Annotated in this window: 13 protein-coding genes; 7 read left to right on the forward strand and 6 right to left on the reverse strand. The window is 68.9% G+C overall.

What is annotated here, in order from left to right; genetic code table 11:
- Positions 1-195 precede the first annotated feature (195 nt).
- The 3 genes from AC07NS_RS01650 (at position 196) to AC07NS_RS01660 (ending at position 6972) form a co-directional block, all read left to right on the forward strand.
- Positions 196-2418 carry a putative bifunctional diguanylate cyclase/phosphodiesterase gene (locus AC07NS_RS01650; protein WP_494600983.1) on the forward strand — a complete coding sequence of 741 codons (2223 nt, stop codon included), beginning with the start codon at positions 196-198 and terminating at the stop codon, positions 2416-2418.
- A gap of 552 nt (positions 2419-2970) precedes the next feature.
- Positions 2971-4464 (forward strand): DEAD/DEAH box helicase, encoded by a 1494-nt coding sequence (locus AC07NS_RS01655; RefSeq protein ID WP_494600985.1) that lies wholly within the window; start codon positions 2971-2973, stop codon positions 4462-4464.
- A 300-nt stretch (positions 4465-4764) separates the two neighbouring features.
- Positions 4765-6972, forward strand: coding sequence for a PAS domain-containing protein (locus AC07NS_RS01660; RefSeq protein WP_494600987.1), 2208 nt, complete (start codon positions 4765-4767; stop codon positions 6970-6972).
- Here AC07NS_RS01660 and AC07NS_RS01665 read toward each other — a convergent pair.
- From AC07NS_RS01665 to AC07NS_RS01685, 5 genes are all read right to left on the reverse strand, one after another.
- Positions 6950-7156, reverse strand: coding sequence for a hypothetical protein (locus tag AC07NS_RS01665; RefSeq protein WP_494600989.1), 207 nt, complete (start codon positions 7154-7156; stop codon positions 6950-6952). The two genes, AC07NS_RS01660 and AC07NS_RS01665, sit on opposite strands and share 23 nt — an antisense overlap.
- A 114-nt stretch (positions 7157-7270) precedes the next feature.
- A complete protein-coding gene (locus AC07NS_RS01670; protein WP_494600990.1) occupies positions 7271-8821 on the reverse strand; it encodes a putative ABC transporter permease subunit in 1551 nt (516 codons plus the stop codon).
- Positions 8818-9591: an ABC transporter ATP-binding protein gene (locus AC07NS_RS01675; protein WP_494601843.1), complete on the reverse strand. Its 774-nt coding sequence runs from the start codon at positions 9589-9591 to the stop codon at positions 8818-8820. Before AC07NS_RS01675 ends, AC07NS_RS01670 begins: the two co-directional genes overlap by 4 nt.
- A gap of 257 nt (positions 9592-9848) precedes the next feature.
- Complete coding sequence (locus AC07NS_RS01680; RefSeq protein WP_494600992.1) at positions 9849-10262, reverse strand: OsmC family protein; 414 nt, start codon at positions 10260-10262, stop codon at positions 9849-9851.
- A 93-nt stretch (positions 10263-10355) separates the two neighbouring features.
- The gene (locus tag AC07NS_RS01685) at positions 10356-10550 is read right to left on the reverse strand and encodes a hypothetical protein (RefSeq protein ID WP_110121916.1); all 195 of its coding nucleotides are present in this window, start codon (positions 10548-10550) and stop codon (positions 10356-10358) included.
- A gap of 283 nt (positions 10551-10833) precedes the next feature.
- Here AC07NS_RS01685 and AC07NS_RS01690 point away from each other — a divergent pair, with 283 nt between their 5' ends.
- The 4 genes from AC07NS_RS01690 to AC07NS_RS01705 all read left to right on the forward strand — a co-directional run bounded on the left by AC07NS_RS01690 (position 10834) and on the right by AC07NS_RS01705 (position 12844).
- Positions 10834-11796, forward strand: a complete 963-nt coding sequence (locus AC07NS_RS01690; protein WP_494600994.1) for an acetyl-CoA carboxylase carboxyltransferase subunit alpha — start codon at positions 10834-10836, stop codon at positions 11794-11796.
- A 2-nt stretch (positions 11797-11798) separates the two neighbouring features.
- Positions 11799-12020: a hypothetical protein gene (locus AC07NS_RS01695; protein WP_494600996.1), complete on the forward strand. Its 222-nt coding sequence runs from the start codon at positions 11799-11801 to the stop codon at positions 12018-12020.
- A gap of 189 nt (positions 12021-12209) precedes the next feature.
- Entirely contained in the window at positions 12210-12467 is a 258-nt protein-coding gene (locus tag AC07NS_RS01700; RefSeq protein WP_494600998.1) for a type II toxin-antitoxin system Phd/YefM family antitoxin, read from the forward strand.
- Complete coding sequence (locus tag AC07NS_RS01705; RefSeq protein ID WP_494601000.1) at positions 12464-12844, forward strand: type II toxin-antitoxin system VapC family toxin; 381 nt, start codon at positions 12464-12466, stop codon at positions 12842-12844. The genes AC07NS_RS01700 and AC07NS_RS01705 overlap by 4 nt, the downstream gene beginning before the upstream one ends.
- Positions 12845-12928: 84 nt before the next feature.
- Here the strand turns inward: AC07NS_RS01705 and secA are convergent, their stop codons facing one another.
- Entirely contained in the window at positions 12929-15694 is a 2766-nt protein-coding gene (gene secA / locus AC07NS_RS01710) for a preprotein translocase subunit SecA (protein WP_494601002.1), read from the reverse strand.
- Positions 15695-15986: the final 292 nt, after the last annotated feature.

Raw genomic sequence — 15986 nt, forward strand, 5'->3', positions numbered from 1 at the left:
ACGTGGTCGCCACAAGGCGCGCGCCGCATCGTCCGACCACTGAATATTCAACCCGCACTCTCACAGTAAACGCGCCCGCAATCACTGTGACACCGCCATGAAGTTTTCACGAAACCTGGAGCCCGCACGGTCAAGTTTAGCACCTCGTTAGGTGTGAAACCCTCATTCCCCCTCGCGAGTGGAGGGCGTATTCCGATGTTCACCTTGCGCGACACGGTTTCTTCCTTGGCCCCGGCGCGGGCGGAAGACCTGGGCAAGACCTTGTACGAACGGTTCCGCGAGGAGCCGGACACCCTGATCGTCCCGGTGCTGGACGCCGACGACCGGCCCGTGGGGCTGGTCGAGCGCAACGCCTTCTTCCTGCGGATGGCGGCCGAGTACGGCCGGGCCCTCTACGCCAACCGGCCGATCGAGGTGCTGATGGATTCCGAGCCGCTGGTCGTCGAGGCCGACGTCGAGCTGGCCGCCTTCACCAGCGACAGCCTGTCCTACCGGGCGTCCGACCTGCTACGCGGCTTCATCGTCACCGACGGCGGGCGCTATCTGGGCGTCGGCACGGTGATCGGCCTCTTGCAGGCCACCAGCGAGACCAACCGCCAGAACCTGCACGCCCTGGCCGAAGCCAAGGCCGACGAGGAACGCGCCCGCACCTTCATGAGCGCGGTCGTGGAGTCCATTCCCTCGATGGTGTTCGTCAAGCGCGCCGACGACCAGAGCTACGTCCTGCTCAACCGGGCCGGCGAGAAGATCCTGGGCTATACGCGCGAGGAGATGATCGGCCGCACCGACGACGACTTCTACGATCCGATCCAGGCGGCGATCTATCACGCCCGCGACGCCGAGGTGATCCGCTCGGGCGACATCAAGGTGATCGAGGAAGACCTCATCCCCCGTAAAGACGGCGCGACCGCCATCCTGCGCACCAAGAAGATCGCCATCCTCGACGCCGACGGCCGCCCCGAATACCTGCTGGGCATCTCCGAGGACATCGCCGAGCGCAAGCGGGCCGAGGCCCAGATCGCCCGCCTGGCCCACTACGACCCGCTGACCGAGCTGCCCAACCGCCTGCTGTTCCAGAAGGATCTGTCCGACGCCCTGGCCCGCGCCGCGCGGCGCGAGGACCTGGTGGCCGTGCACTGCGTGGATCTGGACCGCTTCAAGGTGGTCAACGACACCCTGGGCCATCCGGTCGGCGACGCCCTGCTGAAGGCCGCCGCCGAGCGCCTGCGGGGCTGCGTGCGCGAAGGCGACACCGTCGCCCGCCTGGGCGGCGACGAGTTCGCCGTGGTCCAGACCGGCCTCACCGACCTGACCGGCGCCACGCGCCTGGCCGCCCGCATCGTCGAGGCCCTGGAGGCCCCGTTCGACCTGCGCGGCCACCAGGTGGTGATCGGTGGCAGCGTCGGGGTTGCGGTCTCGCCCGACGACGGCCTCGACAGCGACGAGCTGCTCAAGAAGGCCGACATGGCCCTCTACCGCGCCAAGGCCGACGGCAAGGGCACCTTCCACTTCTTCGAGCGGGCCATGGACGAGCAGCTTCAGGCCCGCCGGGCGCTGGAGCTGGACCTGCGCCGCGCCCTGGCCGAGGGCCAGTTCGAACTGTTCTACCAGCCGCTGTTCGACCTCGAGGCCGACCGCGTCACCGGCTGCGAGGCGCTGCTGCGCTGGCGCCATCCGGAGCGCGGCATGGTCTCGCCCGGCGAGTTCATCCCGCTGGCCGAGGAGATCGGCCTGATCGGCGCCCTGGGCGACTGGGTGCTGCGCGCCGCCTGCGACGAGGCCGCCCGCTGGCCGGCGCACGTGCGTCTGGCGGTGAACCTGTCGCCCGCCCAGTTCCGCGACCGCCGCCTGGCCGCCACCGTCGTCCAGGCCCTGGCCGCCTCGGGCCTGGCCGCCGAGCGCCTGGAACTGGAGATCACCGAGAGCGTCCTGCTCCAGGACAGCGCCCAGAACACCGCCATCCTGCATGACCTCAAGGCCCTGGGCGTGCGCATCTCGATGGACGACTTCGGCACGGGCTACAGCTCGCTGAGCTACCTGCGCAGCTTCCCGTTCGACAAGATCAAGATCGACCAGACCTTCGTGCGCGACATCCTCGACGACGCCGACGCCCTGGCGATCATCAAGGCCGTGCTCGACCTGGGCGCCAGCCTGGGCATCACCACCACGGCCGAGGGCGTGGAGTCCGAGGAACAGCTGCACGAGCTGCGCCGCCAGGGCTGCGGCGAGATCCAGGGCTACTTCATCAGCCGCCCCAAGCCGGCGCTGGAGATCGCGGCGCTCCTGGGTGTCGAGGCGGCCGAACCGCGCGGGCTGTCGGAGGTGGTGGCGTTTTCGAATACTGTGGCGACGCCCCCTCAGTCGGCTTCGCCGACAGCTCCCCCGGCGGGGGAGCATCTCGAAGAGCGCCGCGCCTAGAAGATCCTCCCCCTCTGGGGGAGGTGGCCCGGAGGGCCGGAGGGGGGCCGTTTTCAGCTTCCGAACCGCCAGTCGCCCTTCTCCCGTAAAATCCCCGCGAAAGCGGGGACCCAGGTGTTTTATCGTCGAGCGCCACGCGTTTCAGAAAAAGCCTGGGTCCCCGCTTTCGCGGGGATTTTACGGATTGGAGCAGGAGGCTCACTCCCCCCTCAGTCGCGGAGTTTATCCTCGGGCCGGCCTTTGGCCGGACCCGGGGGGCGACAGCTCCCCCTTCAGGGGGAGCATCTATGCGCCAAACCACCGCAACCCCTTGCCTTTCAAGGCCCGCACTTGACTTCGCACCTGCAATATCCGATATGAGCCTCGCGCCAGCCGGCGCTATCGGTGCTCCAGCCGCGTGACGGACCCTTTTCGGTTCAGCCTGTCGAGCGCCCTGAAAGCTTCTCATAGACCGCCCGTATCACGCGGGGCGCTCCCCACCGACCCGCCGCCAGGCGAGCCGTGCGAGGACCGCGCGCGCCGTCTCGCGACCGTATGAAAGATACGTCCGTAGTGACTCAATTCACTGACCTTGGCCTGGCCAAGCCGATCCTCAAGGCCCTGGCCGACAAGGGCTACACCCAGCCCACTCCGATCCAGGCGCAAGCCATCCCCGTCGTCATGAAGGGCCGCGACCTGCTGGGCATCGCCCAGACCGGCACCGGCAAGACCGCCGCCTTCGCCCTGCCGATCCTGCACCGCCTGGCCGAGGACCGCCGTCCGGCCCCGCGCCGCGGCTTCCGCTGCCTGGTCCTCTCCCCGACCCGTGAACTCGCGACGCAAATCGCCGACAACTTCAAGGCCTACGCCGCGCACCTGGGCCTCTCGGTCGCCACCATCTTCGGCGGCGTGAAGTACGGCCCGCAGATGCGCGCCCTGGCCGCCGGCGTCGACGTCGTCGTCGCCACCCCGGGCCGCCTGATGGACCACCTGGGCGAAAAGAGCGCCACCCTCGGCGGCGTCGAGATCTTCGTGCTCGACGAAGCCGACCAGATGCTCGACCTCGGCTTCGTGGTGCCGATCCGCAAGATCGCCAGCCAGCTGCCCAAGGACCGCCAGAACCTGTTCTTCTCGGCCACCATGCCCAGCGAGATCGGCAAGCTGGCCGGCGAGCTGCTGAAGGATCCGGCCTCGGTGTCGATCACCCCGCAGGCCACCACGGTCGAGCGCATCGAGCAGTCGCTGATCTACATCGAAGCCCAGCGCAAGCGCCCGCTGCTGGCCGAACTGCTGTCGGACCGCAGCGTCGAGCGTTCGATCGTCTTCACCCGCACCAAGCGCGGCGCCGACCGCGTGGCCAAGTACCTGACCGCCGCCGGCATCGAGGCCGCCTCGATCCACGGCGACAAGACCCAAGGCCAGCGCGAGCGCGCCCTGGCGGCCTTCAAGGCCGGCGAGGTCAAGGCCCTGGTCGCGACCGACATCGCCGCCCGCGGCATCGACGTCAACGACATCAGCCACGTCTTCAACTACGAGCTGCCCAACGTGCCGGAGGCCTATGTCCACCGGATCGGCCGCACCGCCCGCAAGGGCAAGGACGGCGTCGCCATCAGCTTCTGCTCGGACGACGAACGCAGCCTGCTGAAGGACATCGAGAAGGCCACCCGCCAGAAGATCCCGTCCTTCGACCGCCGCAACGACAAGGCCCTGGCGGCCGCCGCGGCCGTCGCCGACAAGCTGGCTCCGGCCGAGAAGTACGTCGATCCGCGCAAGGCGGACCCGCGCAACAACGTCCCGTCGGAACTGCGCCGCAAGCGCAACCGTAACGGCGGCCAGGGCAAGGGCGGCCAGGGCGGCGCTCAGGGCGGCGGCGAAGGTCGTCAGGCCCAGGGCCAGGGCCGCAACGGCGGCGGCCGTAACGGCGGCCGCGGCGGTCAAGGCCAGGGTGGTCAAGGTCGCGGCGGCCAGCAGGCCCAGGGCGGCGCCAAGCAGGGCGGCGATTTCCGCGGCCCCAAGCGCGGCGGCGGCGTCCAGACGGTCGAAACCCGCTGGAGCCCGATCGACTGATCGGTCCTGAGCTGACCTGAAGATATCGGCCGCCTTCCTCCGGGAAGGCGGCCCTTTCTTTGCCTGCGCCTCCCCTCAGGTCGAGCCGGGTCGCCCCCGCGACGAAAACTACAACCTTGAGCCGCCCCGTACTGCGACGCTTGCGCGCAGGGTGGTCCCTCGACCCTTGCAACCCATTGAGCCCTCGGATCATTGTTCGCCAGGACCCGGCTTTAGGGGAGCCGGTGGGAGGGACCAGACGCCATGCCGCAAGGCGACGGGCGAAGCTTGCCTGCGTTCACGCGTCTAGCCGGGGGCGAAATGGCCGAACGCGTTCGCGCGTTCGACTGGTCGCGCACCCCGCTGGGCGCGCGCGAGACCTGGTCTCCCAGCCTGAAGCTGGCCGTCGACATGCTGCTGGCGACCAACTTCCCCATGGCCCTGCGTTGGGGTCCCGAGTTCATCCTGGTCTATAACGACGCCTACGCGCCAGCCCTGCGCGAGCGCCACCCCGACGCCCTGGGCCGTCCCTTCACCCAGCATTCCGACGAGTTCCGCGCCACCCTGCTGGGCATCCACCAGGACATCCTGCGCGGCGAAAGCGGCGGCTACGCCCTTGAGCGCATGCCCCTGCAGGTGCAGCGCGAGGGCGGCGAGGCGCGCCTGGCCCATTTCGCCGTCAGCTACAGCCCGGTGCCCGACGACACCGCCCCGACCGGCGTCGGCGGGGTGCTGATCTCGGCCGTCGAGGTGACCGGCGCGGTCGAGACCGAGAAGGCCCTGCGCGACACCCAGGCCCGCTACAACATGGCGCTGGGCGCCGCCGGCGGGGTCGGCGCCTGGGAGTGGGACATCAAGGCCAACAAGGTCTATTGCGACGCCCGCTACGCCATACTGCACCAGGTGGACCCGGCCTTCGCGTCGCTGGGCCTGCCCGCCCAGCGCTTTACCCCCGCCGTCCACGACGAGGACCGCGACCGCGTGGCCGGCGTCGCCCTGGCCGCCATGCAGACCGGCGGCGACTTCTCCGACGAGTTCCGCCTCGTCCAGGCCGATGGTTCGATCCGCTGGGTCGTCGCCAGCGGCAGCTGCTATCTCGACGCCGACGGCAAGGCCGACCGCAACGCCGGCGTGGTCTTCGACATCACCGATCGCAAGGCGATGGAAGCCGAGCTGCTGGAGGCCCGCCTCGATCGCGACATCGCCATGGAGGCGGCCGGCATGGGCCGCTGGGACCACAATCCCAGCACCGGCCAGCGCTATTGGGACAAGCGCTCCTGCGAACTGTTCGGCGTAGCCGAGCCGGGCCCGCTCGATTTCGGAGCCTTCCTGGCCCTCGTCCATCCTGACGACGTCGACGGGGTCCAGGCGGCCGTGGCCGCCGCCATCGACCCGACCGGCGACGGCCTGATCAACGTCCAGTACCGCATCGTGCGCGCTTCCGACGGGGCGCTGCGCTGGATCGAGACCTTCGGACGGGCCTATTTCGACCGCGACCAGTGCATCCGCTTCGTCGGCGTCGGCTGGGACATCACCGACCGCAAGGCCGCCGCCCGCCGGCTGGAATCCCAGGAAGAGACCCTGCGCCTGGCCATCGAGGCCGCCGACGTCGGCACCTGGGACCTCGACATCCGCAACGACGTGCTCACCTGGTCCGACCGCTGCTACGCCATGTTCGGCGTCCCGCTGGGCACGCCGGTGGTGCGCGAGGACTTCTACACCAACCTGCACCCCTCCGACCGCGCCGAGGTCCGCGAGGCCCTGCGCCGCACGCTCGACGGCCGCATCCGCGCCGACTACGACGTCGAGTTCCGGGTCATCGGCCGCCAGGACGGGGTCGAGCGCTGGCTGTCGGCCAAGGGCAAGGCCTTCTTCGACGCCGAAGGCAAGCCGACGCGGATGATCGGCACCACGGTCAACGTCACCGACCGCAAGCGCGCCGAGCTGCACCTGCGACTGCTGGTCAACGAGCTGAACCATCGCGTGAAGAACTCGCTGGCCACCATCCAGGCCATCGCCGGCCAGACCTTCCACGCCGCCCGCTCGCTGCCGGCCGCCCAGGAGGCGTTCACCGCCCGCATCATCGCCTTGTCGGAGGCCCACGACGTCCTGACCCGCGAGAACTGGGAAGGCGCCGACCTGATGGACGTCATCGACCGTCTGACCGCCCTGCACGGCGGCGAGGGTCGCTTCGTGCTCGACGGCCCACCCGTGCGGCTGTCGCCGCGCCCGGCCCTGTCGCTGTCGATGGCCCTGCACGAGTTGGCGACCAATGCGGTCAAGTACGGCGCCCTGTCGCGACCCGGCGGCCAGATCCTGCTGTCGTGGAGCGTCGACTATTCGGCCGTCCCGCGCCTCACCCTCAGCTGGATCGAGCGCGGCGGCCCGACGGTCGAGGCGCCCACGCGGCGCGGCTTCGGCTCGCGGCTGATCGAGCGAGGCTTGGCGGCCGAGCTGTCGGGCGAAGCGCGCATCGAGTTCCGCCCCGAAGGCGTGGCGTGCACGATCACCGCCCTGCTCGACTGCTGAGCGCTCGCCAGCCGGCCTTCAGCCTCCGCGCGCCGGCGAGCCCCAGCACCACCAGGCCCACGGGCGCGATCGCCAGCAGCCAGACCAGCGCGATCAAGGCCAGCTGCAGCAACGACTGGATCACGATCCACGGCTTGGAATCCGGGGAAACGTCCGCACGCTCGAAGCTGTAGGGATCGGGCATGGGCGGTCGATCTTTCCAGTCGCCGCCCCCGGCTTGCCCCACCATAGGCTGTTCGCGAGAAGGCTGAACCCTTCAGGCGACAATACCTGTGCAAATTCACGAAAATCCGGAGCGTCAGGCCGCCAGGCGCAGCACCTTGGCGATCTGGGCGTCGCTACGGCGCAGCGCCAGCAGGGCCAGCAGGGCCACGGCCAGCGGCGCCAGACCCCACAGCGGCAGACCGGCCACCGACAGGCCGACAAAGCCGGCCAGCAGGGCCGAGATCGCCACCTCGGCCAGGGTCGCGAACCACGAGGCCCCGCGCCGGCGCTTGAAGTCGGCCCGCTTGCCCGGCTTCTGGTGCCAGACATTGATCAGCCCGCAGGCCCAGGCCGCCAGGCCCGCGCCGACGGCGGTCCAAAAGGCCGTGGCCGGCGCCAGCCAGGCCAGCACCGCCAGCGGCGCGGCCAGCAGCAGGGCCACCGGCAACAGGGCCGCCGCCAGCTTGGCGCGGCGCAAGCTACGCACGGCGGCCGGCGAAACAGCCAGCAGGTCCGGGCTCTCCTCGGCCGACAGGGTGATCCAGGCCAGACTTCCGGCCACCTGCCCGGCCAGGAACACCACCACCCCCGCCCCGCCGGCCAGGGCCATGCCTCCGCCGTGGGCGGCGTTGCGGCTGAGGATCACCGCGGTCGGCACCAGATACAGCACCCGCAGCAGCACCTGCGACAGCAGGCCCGCGTCGCGCAGGATCAGCCGCAGCTCCTTGGCCAGGGTGGCGGCGAACACCCCCTTGGCGAAGGCCCGCTCGCGACCGCGCACGGGCCTGGCGGCGCTGGTCTGGGATCCTTGGGTCGCGGCCGCGGCGTCGGCGAACCGCCGGCCCAGCGACAGCGCCGACAGGGTGAAGGCCCCCGCCCCGATCGACAGGAGCGCCAGCAGCGGCAGGGGCTCGCCCAGCATCGCCTTTAGCGGCAGCCAGGCGATGGGCAGCAGCTTCAGCCGGCCTTCCGACGTCTCGCGCGCCAGGGTCTGGAACAGGCTCTCGCTGGCGCCCTTGCCCAGGATGGTGCGGATCTGGCTGGTCAGGAAGAAGGCCGCGCCCACGAGGGCCGCCAGCACCTGGGCCACAGTGCGCGTGCGGCGCGGTCCGATCAGCGAGAACAGGGTCATGGCCAGCGAAAGGCCCGCCGCCGTCGCCAGCAAGGCCAGGGCCGCCAGCACGCCGAACAGTCCCAGCCACTCGGGATGGCCCAGGATGATCGCCGGCCCGACAAGCGGCGTCAGGAAGATCAGGAACACCGTCATGACCCCCGCCGCCACGCCCAGGGCGCGGACGAACAGCACCGTCCGCGGCGGGATCGGCGAGGAGAACAGCAGATCAAGGTCGCCGCGCTCGTAGAGCGCCTCGCTGGCCGCCGCCAGGGTCTGGGACAGCATCAGGGTGAAGGCCGTGGCGCAGCAGGCCAGGGCGATGGCCGCCGCCATCGGGACCATCGGCACGTCCAGCTTGCGCAGCACGAAGCCCAGCGAGGCCCCGCCGCTCAGCATCACCAGCAGCAGGATCGAACCGCCGATCCAGGCCCCGATCCCGGCGCCGGCCTTCTTGCCGGTCAGGCCGCGCCAGTAGAGCCGGATCTCCTGGGCCAGCAGCCAGGCGACCGAGCCGGATCGCAGCAGCCTCACGCCGCCGCCCCGTCGGCCGTCAGCTGCAGAAAGACGTCTTCCAGCGTGCCGCCGTCCTTGCCCGCCTGCCCACGCAGGGCGTCCAGCGTGCCCTCGGCCAGCAGCCGTCCGCCGGCGATGATGCCGATGCGGTCGGCCATGCGCTCGGCCACCTCTAGAATGTGGGTGGTCAGGATCACCGTGCCGCCGGCGTCGACGCGGGCCTGCAGCATGTCCTTCACCAGCCGCGCGGCGGCGGCGTCGAGGCCGGTCAGCGGCTCGTCGAGGATCAGCAGCCGGGGATCGTGGATCAGCGCCCCGGCCAGGGCCACCTTCTGCTTCATGCCGCGCGAAAAGCCCTCGCAGCGCCGCCGCGCCTCGGCCGCAAGACCCAGGGTCTCCAGCAGCTCCAGCGCCCGAGCCTTGGCGTGCTTGGGTTCGACGTTCCACAGACCGGCGACGAACTCCAGATATTCCAGCGGCGTCAGCCGGTCGTAGATCATCGCCTCGTCGGGCGCCCAGGCGGTGATCGCCTTGGCCGCCGCCGGATCGGCCCGGGCGTCGATCCCGAAGATCTCGATGCTGCCCTTGTCGGGCTTGGTCAGGCCCGCGACCATCCGCAGGGTGGTGGTCTTGCCCGCGCCATTGGGGCCGAGCAGGGCGTAGAGCTCTCCCGGATGCACCGTCAGGTCCAGCTCGCGCACGGCCGGCTTGGCGAAGGTCTTGTCCAGCCCCCGGACGATCAAGGCTTCGGTCACGCTGGCCCCCGTGCAACACGGCGGGCATGTGATCGCGATTGGGGGATGGGCGCAAGCGTCGCCCCCTCTTCCATAGGGAGAGGGAGGGGCCCGCCGCGAAGCGGTGGGAGGGTGAGGGGTTTCACCGCCGGCCGGCAAATCCTCGTGGGTTCGAACAGGCGTCGCGGTCGAGAAGAAAGGCGAGCTGAAGCGCCGCGCTTCATCCGGTGAGTTTGTTACCTCTCACCCTCCCACGCCTTCGGCGCGGGCCCCTCCCTCTCTCAAAGAGAGAGGGGTTCAGCATGCGGCCCCTATCCCGCCCGCGTCTCGACCTTCACGCCCGCGCTGAGCATCTTGTGCACCGGGCAAGCCTCGGCGATCTCCATCAGGCGCTGGCGCTGGGCGTCGTCGAGGTCGGCGGGCAGCGAGATCACGCGGTCGAAGACGTCGGCCGGAACCTGGCCCGGCGCCCGGCGCCAGGTCACCTCAACCCGCACCGCCCCGACCGCCCAGTCCTTGCGCTTGGCGTACAGGCGAAGCGTCTGGGTGGTGCAGGCCGCCAGGCCCGCCGCGACCAGGTCGTGGGGATTGGGGCCGGTGTCGAGCCCCCCTTCGGACGGCTTGAGATCGCCGGCGATACGCGAAGGGCCGGCGGTGACCAGGATCTGAACGCCGCCGTGGCCGCTGTCCTCGGCGATGGCGGAAGGGCGGGTGGCGTCGGTCATGGCGAATCCTCGCGGGTTGGGAGCGCCAGCTTAGGCGTCCCATGCGGCATCGCGCTTGTCGAAATCCGTCCCCCGACGAACCTTCGAAGGATCTTACGCGGCCGCGCCGGCCCCGACCTTGAACAGGTGGGTGGCGCCGCGCCAGACCTCGACCTCGTTGCAGCCGCGATGCATGTCGAACAGCTCGCCGGCGCGCAGGCGCGCGGCGTTGTCGTCGGCGCAGGCCGTGACATCGAAACGGGGAACCGAGCCGTCGCGCTCGACGCAGAAGAAGGTAAACACCTGCATGGGAACGATCGTCCTCACCAGGCGGGCCGTGTCCATGTTCGATGGGCGGGGCCGCAGCGCCAGCTGACTTCCGCAACCGGCTCTTGAAAACCCAATATAATGAACGCCAAGCGATTCACCATAGGGGTTCGGTTTCTTAACAGGACTCAGTTGGGGATGAATCCCATCACGAGGGGAATCCTCGCCCGGAACCATGGTTCCAATTTGGCGCGAATGCGCTTTCCCTGGACGTCATCACGCACTAGGTTCGCCACCTTTCGCAAACGGCGACGTTAAGAGACTCATGCCCGCGCACTATCTCGACTTCGAGCGACCCATCGCCGACCTGGAAGCCAAGATCGAAGAGCTTTCCAAGCTTTCCGAGACGGCTGGCCCCGGCGCGTTCGACAACGAGATCGTCGCCCTGCGCGAGCGCGTGCAGGTTCTGCGCAAGGAAGCCTATGCCGGTCTCGACGCCTGGCAGAAGACGATGGTCGCCCGTCACCCGCAGCGGCCGCACCTGCGCGATTATGTCGCGGGCCTGATCGACGAGTTCGTCGAGCTGCGCGGCGACCGCAAGTTCGCCGACGACCAGGCCATCGTCGGGGGCCTGGGCCGCTTCCGCGGCATGCCGGTCGTGGTCATGGGCCACGAGAAGGGCCACGACACCACCACCCGCCTGAAGCACAACTTCGGCATGGCCCGCCCCGAAGGCTACCGCAAGGCCGTGCGCCTGATGGACATGGCCGAGCGCTTCAACCTGCCGGTCCTGACCTTCGTCGACACCGCCGGCGCCTATCCGGGCCTCGGCGCCGAGGAGCGCGGCCAGGCCGAAGCCATCGCCCGCTCGACCGAGCGCTGCCTGACCCTGGGCACCCCGATGGTCGCCACGGTCACCGGCGAAGGCGGCTCCGGCGGCGCCATCGCCCTGGCCGGCGCCAACCGCGTGCTCATCCTCGAGCACTCGATCTATTCGGTGATCTCGCCGGAAGGCGCGGCCTCGATCCTGTGGCGCGACGGCGCCCGGGCCAAGGACGCGGCGACCAACATGAAGATCACGGCGCAGGACCTGATCAAGCTGCGCATCGTCGACCGCATCGTCGAGGAACCGGCCGGCGGCGCCCATTCGGATCCGGAAGTCGCCATCAAGGCCGTCGGCGACGCGGTGGAGGACGAGCTGAAGAAGCTGTCGCTGCTCACCCCCGCCGAACTCAAGCGCCAGCGCGCCGAGCGCTTCTACGCCATCGGCCGCGAAGGCCTGCAGTAATCGTGAGCGGCGACGGCGATCCGTTCCTCGGAGAAACCGTCGGCCGCAAGCGCAAGGATTCCTCGGTCGCGGACGCCGGCGTCGAAGCCGGCCTCGGCCTCGCCGCCGAGATCGCCCCCCTCCCCTTCCTCGTCGTCGGCGGCGTGATCGCCGGCGCGGGGTTGCTGGGATTCCTCGCCTGGAAGGCGCTCAAAGGCCCGGGCGGCAAAAAGAAGATCGGCTGACGGCCCCTTCTTTCCCGTAAAACCCCCGCGAAAGCGGGGGCCCAGGCGTTTTATCGTCGAGCGCCAAGCCTTCCAGAAAAAGCCTGGGTCCCCGCTTTCGCGGGGATTTTACGGGTAGAGGTGGACGCACGCCCCACTCCGCTCCATCTTTCGTTCTGGACCTTCTCGATGGTCCGGAGCGATGGCCCCATGGAAATCTCGGTCACCGACGCCGAAGGCCAACTGACCGACCTCGTCCGCAAGGCCGAGGCCGGCGACGAGGTCGTGCTGACCCACGACGGCCACCCGGCTGTGCGGTTGGTGCCCGTCAACGCCAAACATGATCCGGCCAGCCGCCGCGCGATCATCGACGCCGTTCGCAAGTCCGGCGCGGCGAACGCAACGCCCGGCCCCTGCGCCGCCCGAAGCCAGGACTTCCTCTACGGTGACGACGGCCTGCCCGGGTGATCGCGATCGATACTTCCGCGCTGATGGCGATCGTACTGGACGAGGCGGAAGCCGATCGGTGCTCCGAGGTCCTGGTGCATGAACCGAAGGTTTTGATCTCCGCTGGAACCTTGGTTGAGGCCCTGGTCGTCGCTCGGCGTCGTCGCGTCACCAACGACCTGACCACGCTTATCGAGAACTTGGATATGACCGTGGAACCGGTCTCCGAAGCGGTCGCCCATCGCGTCGCTGAAACCTACGGCCGATGGGGAAAGGGCTTCCACCCCGCCGGGCTGAACTGGGGCGACTGCTTCGCCTATGTCGCGGCCAAGGACTGCGGCGGCCGGCTGCTGTTCGTCGGCGACGACTTCGCCCGCACCGATCTGATCCCCGCCTGACGCGCTCTCCCATCCACGAAAAAGCCCGCCCCGGTCTCCCGGAGCGGGCTTTCGCATTTCAGGCCCTTTCGAACCCGCCGGTCGTCAGACCAGCGAGCCGTGGCACTGCTTGAACTTCTTGCCCGAGCCGCAGGGGCACGGACCGTTGCGGTTGGTGCGGTCCCAGCCTTCCGGCAGCGCCGAGACCGGCAGGGCCTCGCGCTGCTGGGGCGACAGGCCCTCGGGCAGGGCGCCGGCCAGGGCCGCGTTCTCGCCGGTCAGCGGGTCCAGGTGCACCGGGATCAGGTTTTCCGGCGTGTGCAGCGGCTCGGGCTCGGCATAGGCGATCTCGACCGTCATCAGCCAGCGGGTGGTGTTGCTGCGCAGGTCGCCCAGCAGCTTCTCGAACAGGCTGAAGGCTTCGGTCTTGTACTCGTTCAGCGGGTCGCGCTGGCCGTAGCCGCGCAGGCCGATGACGTTGCGCAGGTGGTCCAGGTGCATCAGGTGCTCGCGCCACTGCAGATCGATCATCTGCAGCAGGAAGCTCTTTTCCACCGAACGCATCTGCTCGGGGGTGATGATCACTTCGCGCTGGGCGGCGTATTCGTCGGCGGCCTTGCCGATGCGCTCGCGGAAGGCCTCGTCGTCGACGCCTTCCTCGGCGGCCCACTCCTTCAGCGGCAGGTCGAGGCCCAGGATCGCCTGGACGCGCTCGTGCAGGCCCTCGATGTCCCACTGCTCGGCATAGGCCTTGGGCGGCACGTGGCGGGCGACCAGGTCGTCGACCACGTCGCGGCGCATCTCGTGGATGACTTCCGACAGGTCGCTCGACTCCATGAACTCCTGGCGCTGCTCGAAGACGGCCTTGCGCTGGTCGTTGACGACGTCGTCGTACTTCAGGAGGTTCTTGCGGATCTCGTAGTTGCGCTGCTCGACGCGGGTCTGAGCCTTGGCGATGGCGGCGTTCAGCCACTTGTGGGTGATCGCCTCGCCGTCCTGGACGCCGAAGGTGCGCATGATCGCGTCCAGGCGCTCGCCGGCGAAGATGCGCAGCAGGTCGTCTTCGCACGACAGGAAGAACTTCGAACGGCCCGGGTCGCCCTGACGGCCGGTGCGGCCGCGCAGCTGGTTGTCGATGCGGCGGCTTTCGTGGCGCTCAGTGCCCAGAACGAACAGACCGCCGGCGGCCAGGGCCGCCTTCTTGGCGTCGACGATCTCGGCTTCCAGCTCGGCGCGGTGCTCGGCCTCGGCTTCCGGCGTCACCTCGATGCCCAGGCCCCGCTGCTCGATCTTCCACTTGGACAGGCGCATGTCGATGCTGCCGCCCAGCTGGATGTCGGTGCCGCGGCCGGCCATGTTGGTGGCGATGGTCACCGCGCCGGGCACGCCGGCGTCGGCGACGATGCCGGCTTCCTGCTCGTGGAAGCGGGCGTTCAGCACCTGGTGCGGGATGCCCTTGCGCTTCTTGCCGTCGACTTCCCACTCGTAGGCGTCGAGCAGCTTGGACAGCTCTTCGGACTTCTCGATCGACACGGTGCCGACCAGGATCGGCTGGCCGCGCTCGTGGCAGTCGGCGATCTGAACCAGGATGGCCCGGTTCTTCTCTTCCTCGGTGCGGTAGACTTCGTCGTCGTCGTCGATGCGCTGGATGACGCGGTTGGTCGGGATTTCGCTGACGCCCATCTTGTAGATGTCGTCGAATTCCTGCGCCTCGGTCGAGGCCGTGCCGGTCATGCCCGACAGCTTGGTGTAGAGGCGGAAGTAGTTCTGGATGGTCACCGAGGCCAGGGTCTGGTTCTCGGGCTGGATGTCGGCGCCTTCCTTGGCCTCGATGGCCTGGTGCAGGCCTTCCGACAGGCGGCGGCCGGTCATCATGCGGCCGGTGAACTCGTCGATCAGCACCACTTCGCCGCCCTTGACGATGTAGTCCTTGTCGCGCGTGTACAGCACGTTGGCCCGCAGGGCCTGATTGACGTGGTGCACCACCGAGATGTTGGCCGCGTCGTAGAGGCCCGCGGTGTCCTCGGCCAAGTGGTTCCCGGCGATCAGGATCTCTTCGATCTTCTCCTGGCCGTCCTCGGTCAGGATGACCTGCTTCTGCTTCTCGTCGTGGTCGTAGGTGGTCTTGTCCTTGATCAGCTCCTTAACGAGCAGATCGATGGTCTTGTAGAACTCGCTGCGGTCCTCGGTCGGGCCCGAGATGATCAGCGGGGTGCGGGCTTCGTCGATCAGGATCGAGTCGACTTCGTCGACGATCACGTAGTGGTGGCCGCGCTGGACCATCTCGTTGACGTCATAGACGAGGTTGTCGCGCAGGTAGTCGAAGCCGAATTCGTTGTTGGTGCCGTAGGTGATGTCCGACTTGTAGGCGCGCTGGCGGTCGCCCTGCGACAGGCCATTGACGATGATGCCGTACGACAGGCCCATGAAGTTGTAGAGCTGGCCCATCCACTCGGCGTCGCGGGTGGCCAGGTAGTCGTTGACCGTGATGACGTGCACGCCCTTGCCGGCCAGCGCGTTCAGATAGGTCGGCAGGGTGGCGACCAGGGTCTTGCCTTCACCGGTGCGCATTTCCGAGATGCCGCCGAAGTGCAGCACCATGCCGCCGACCAGCTGCACGTCGAAGTGGCGCATGCCCAGCACGCGCTTGGAGGCCTCGCGCACGGCGGCGAAGGCTTCGTCGAGGATGTCGTCGAGGGTGGCGCCCTTTTCCAGGCGGTCCTTGAATTCCTGGGTCTTGGCCTTCAGGGCCTCGTCCGACAGGGCGGCCATCGCCGGCTCGAACGCGTTGATCTTGGCCACGCGGCTCTGCAGCGACTTGACCTTGCGTTCGTTGGAGGAACCGAAGAGCTTTTTGGCGAAGCCGAGCATGCAGAAAGGATCCGGAGCGAGAACTAGTGAGGCCGGCGCTAAGGCTTGTGGGCCTTCACTACGGTAATGAGGTTGCGCCGGGTTGCGGAAAACCACGGAAAACGGCGCGCGCGCGAGACTTAAGCACCGCCCCTCCCAGTGTCAACGAAGGCCCGGCCCGCCTCGCCGTCGAAAAACACCGATCGGCCAAGCTTGCCCGCGCCACACGAATTATGCCCGTACCGCGCGCCGGCGCGACGCCGAAACCGCTGGAAGCGCCTGGAGTTCCATCCGCTTGGCCAGAACCGGACAG

Source organism: Caulobacter sp. GW821-FHT10A10, assembly GCF_059415745.1.

Coding starts and splice junctions, on each gene's coding strand:
- AC07NS_RS01650 (WP_494600983.1), top strand. CDS start 196: ATGTTCACCTTGCGCGACACGGTTTCTTCCTTGGCCCCGGCGCGGGCG.
- AC07NS_RS01660 (WP_494600987.1), top strand. CDS start 4,765: ATGGCCGAACGCGTTCGCGCGTTCGACTGGTCGCGCACCCCGCTGGGC.
- AC07NS_RS01665 (WP_494600989.1), bottom strand. CDS start 7,156: ATGCCCGATCCCTACAGCTTCGAGCGTGCGGACGTTTCCCCGGATTCC.
- AC07NS_RS01680 (WP_494600992.1), bottom strand. CDS start 10,262: ATGACCGACGCCACCCGCCCTTCCGCCATCGCCGAGGACAGCGGCCAC.
- AC07NS_RS01685 (WP_110121916.1), bottom strand. CDS start 10,550: ATGCAGGTGTTTACCTTCTTCTGCGTCGAGCGCGACGGCTCGGTTCCC.
- AC07NS_RS01690 (WP_494600994.1), top strand. CDS start 10,834: ATGCCCGCGCACTATCTCGACTTCGAGCGACCCATCGCCGACCTGGAA.
- AC07NS_RS01700 (WP_494600998.1), top strand. CDS start 12,210: ATGGAAATCTCGGTCACCGACGCCGAAGGCCAACTGACCGACCTCGTC.
- secA (WP_494601002.1), bottom strand. CDS start 15,694: ATGCTCGGCTTCGCCAAAAAGCTCTTCGGTTCCTCCAACGAACGCAAG.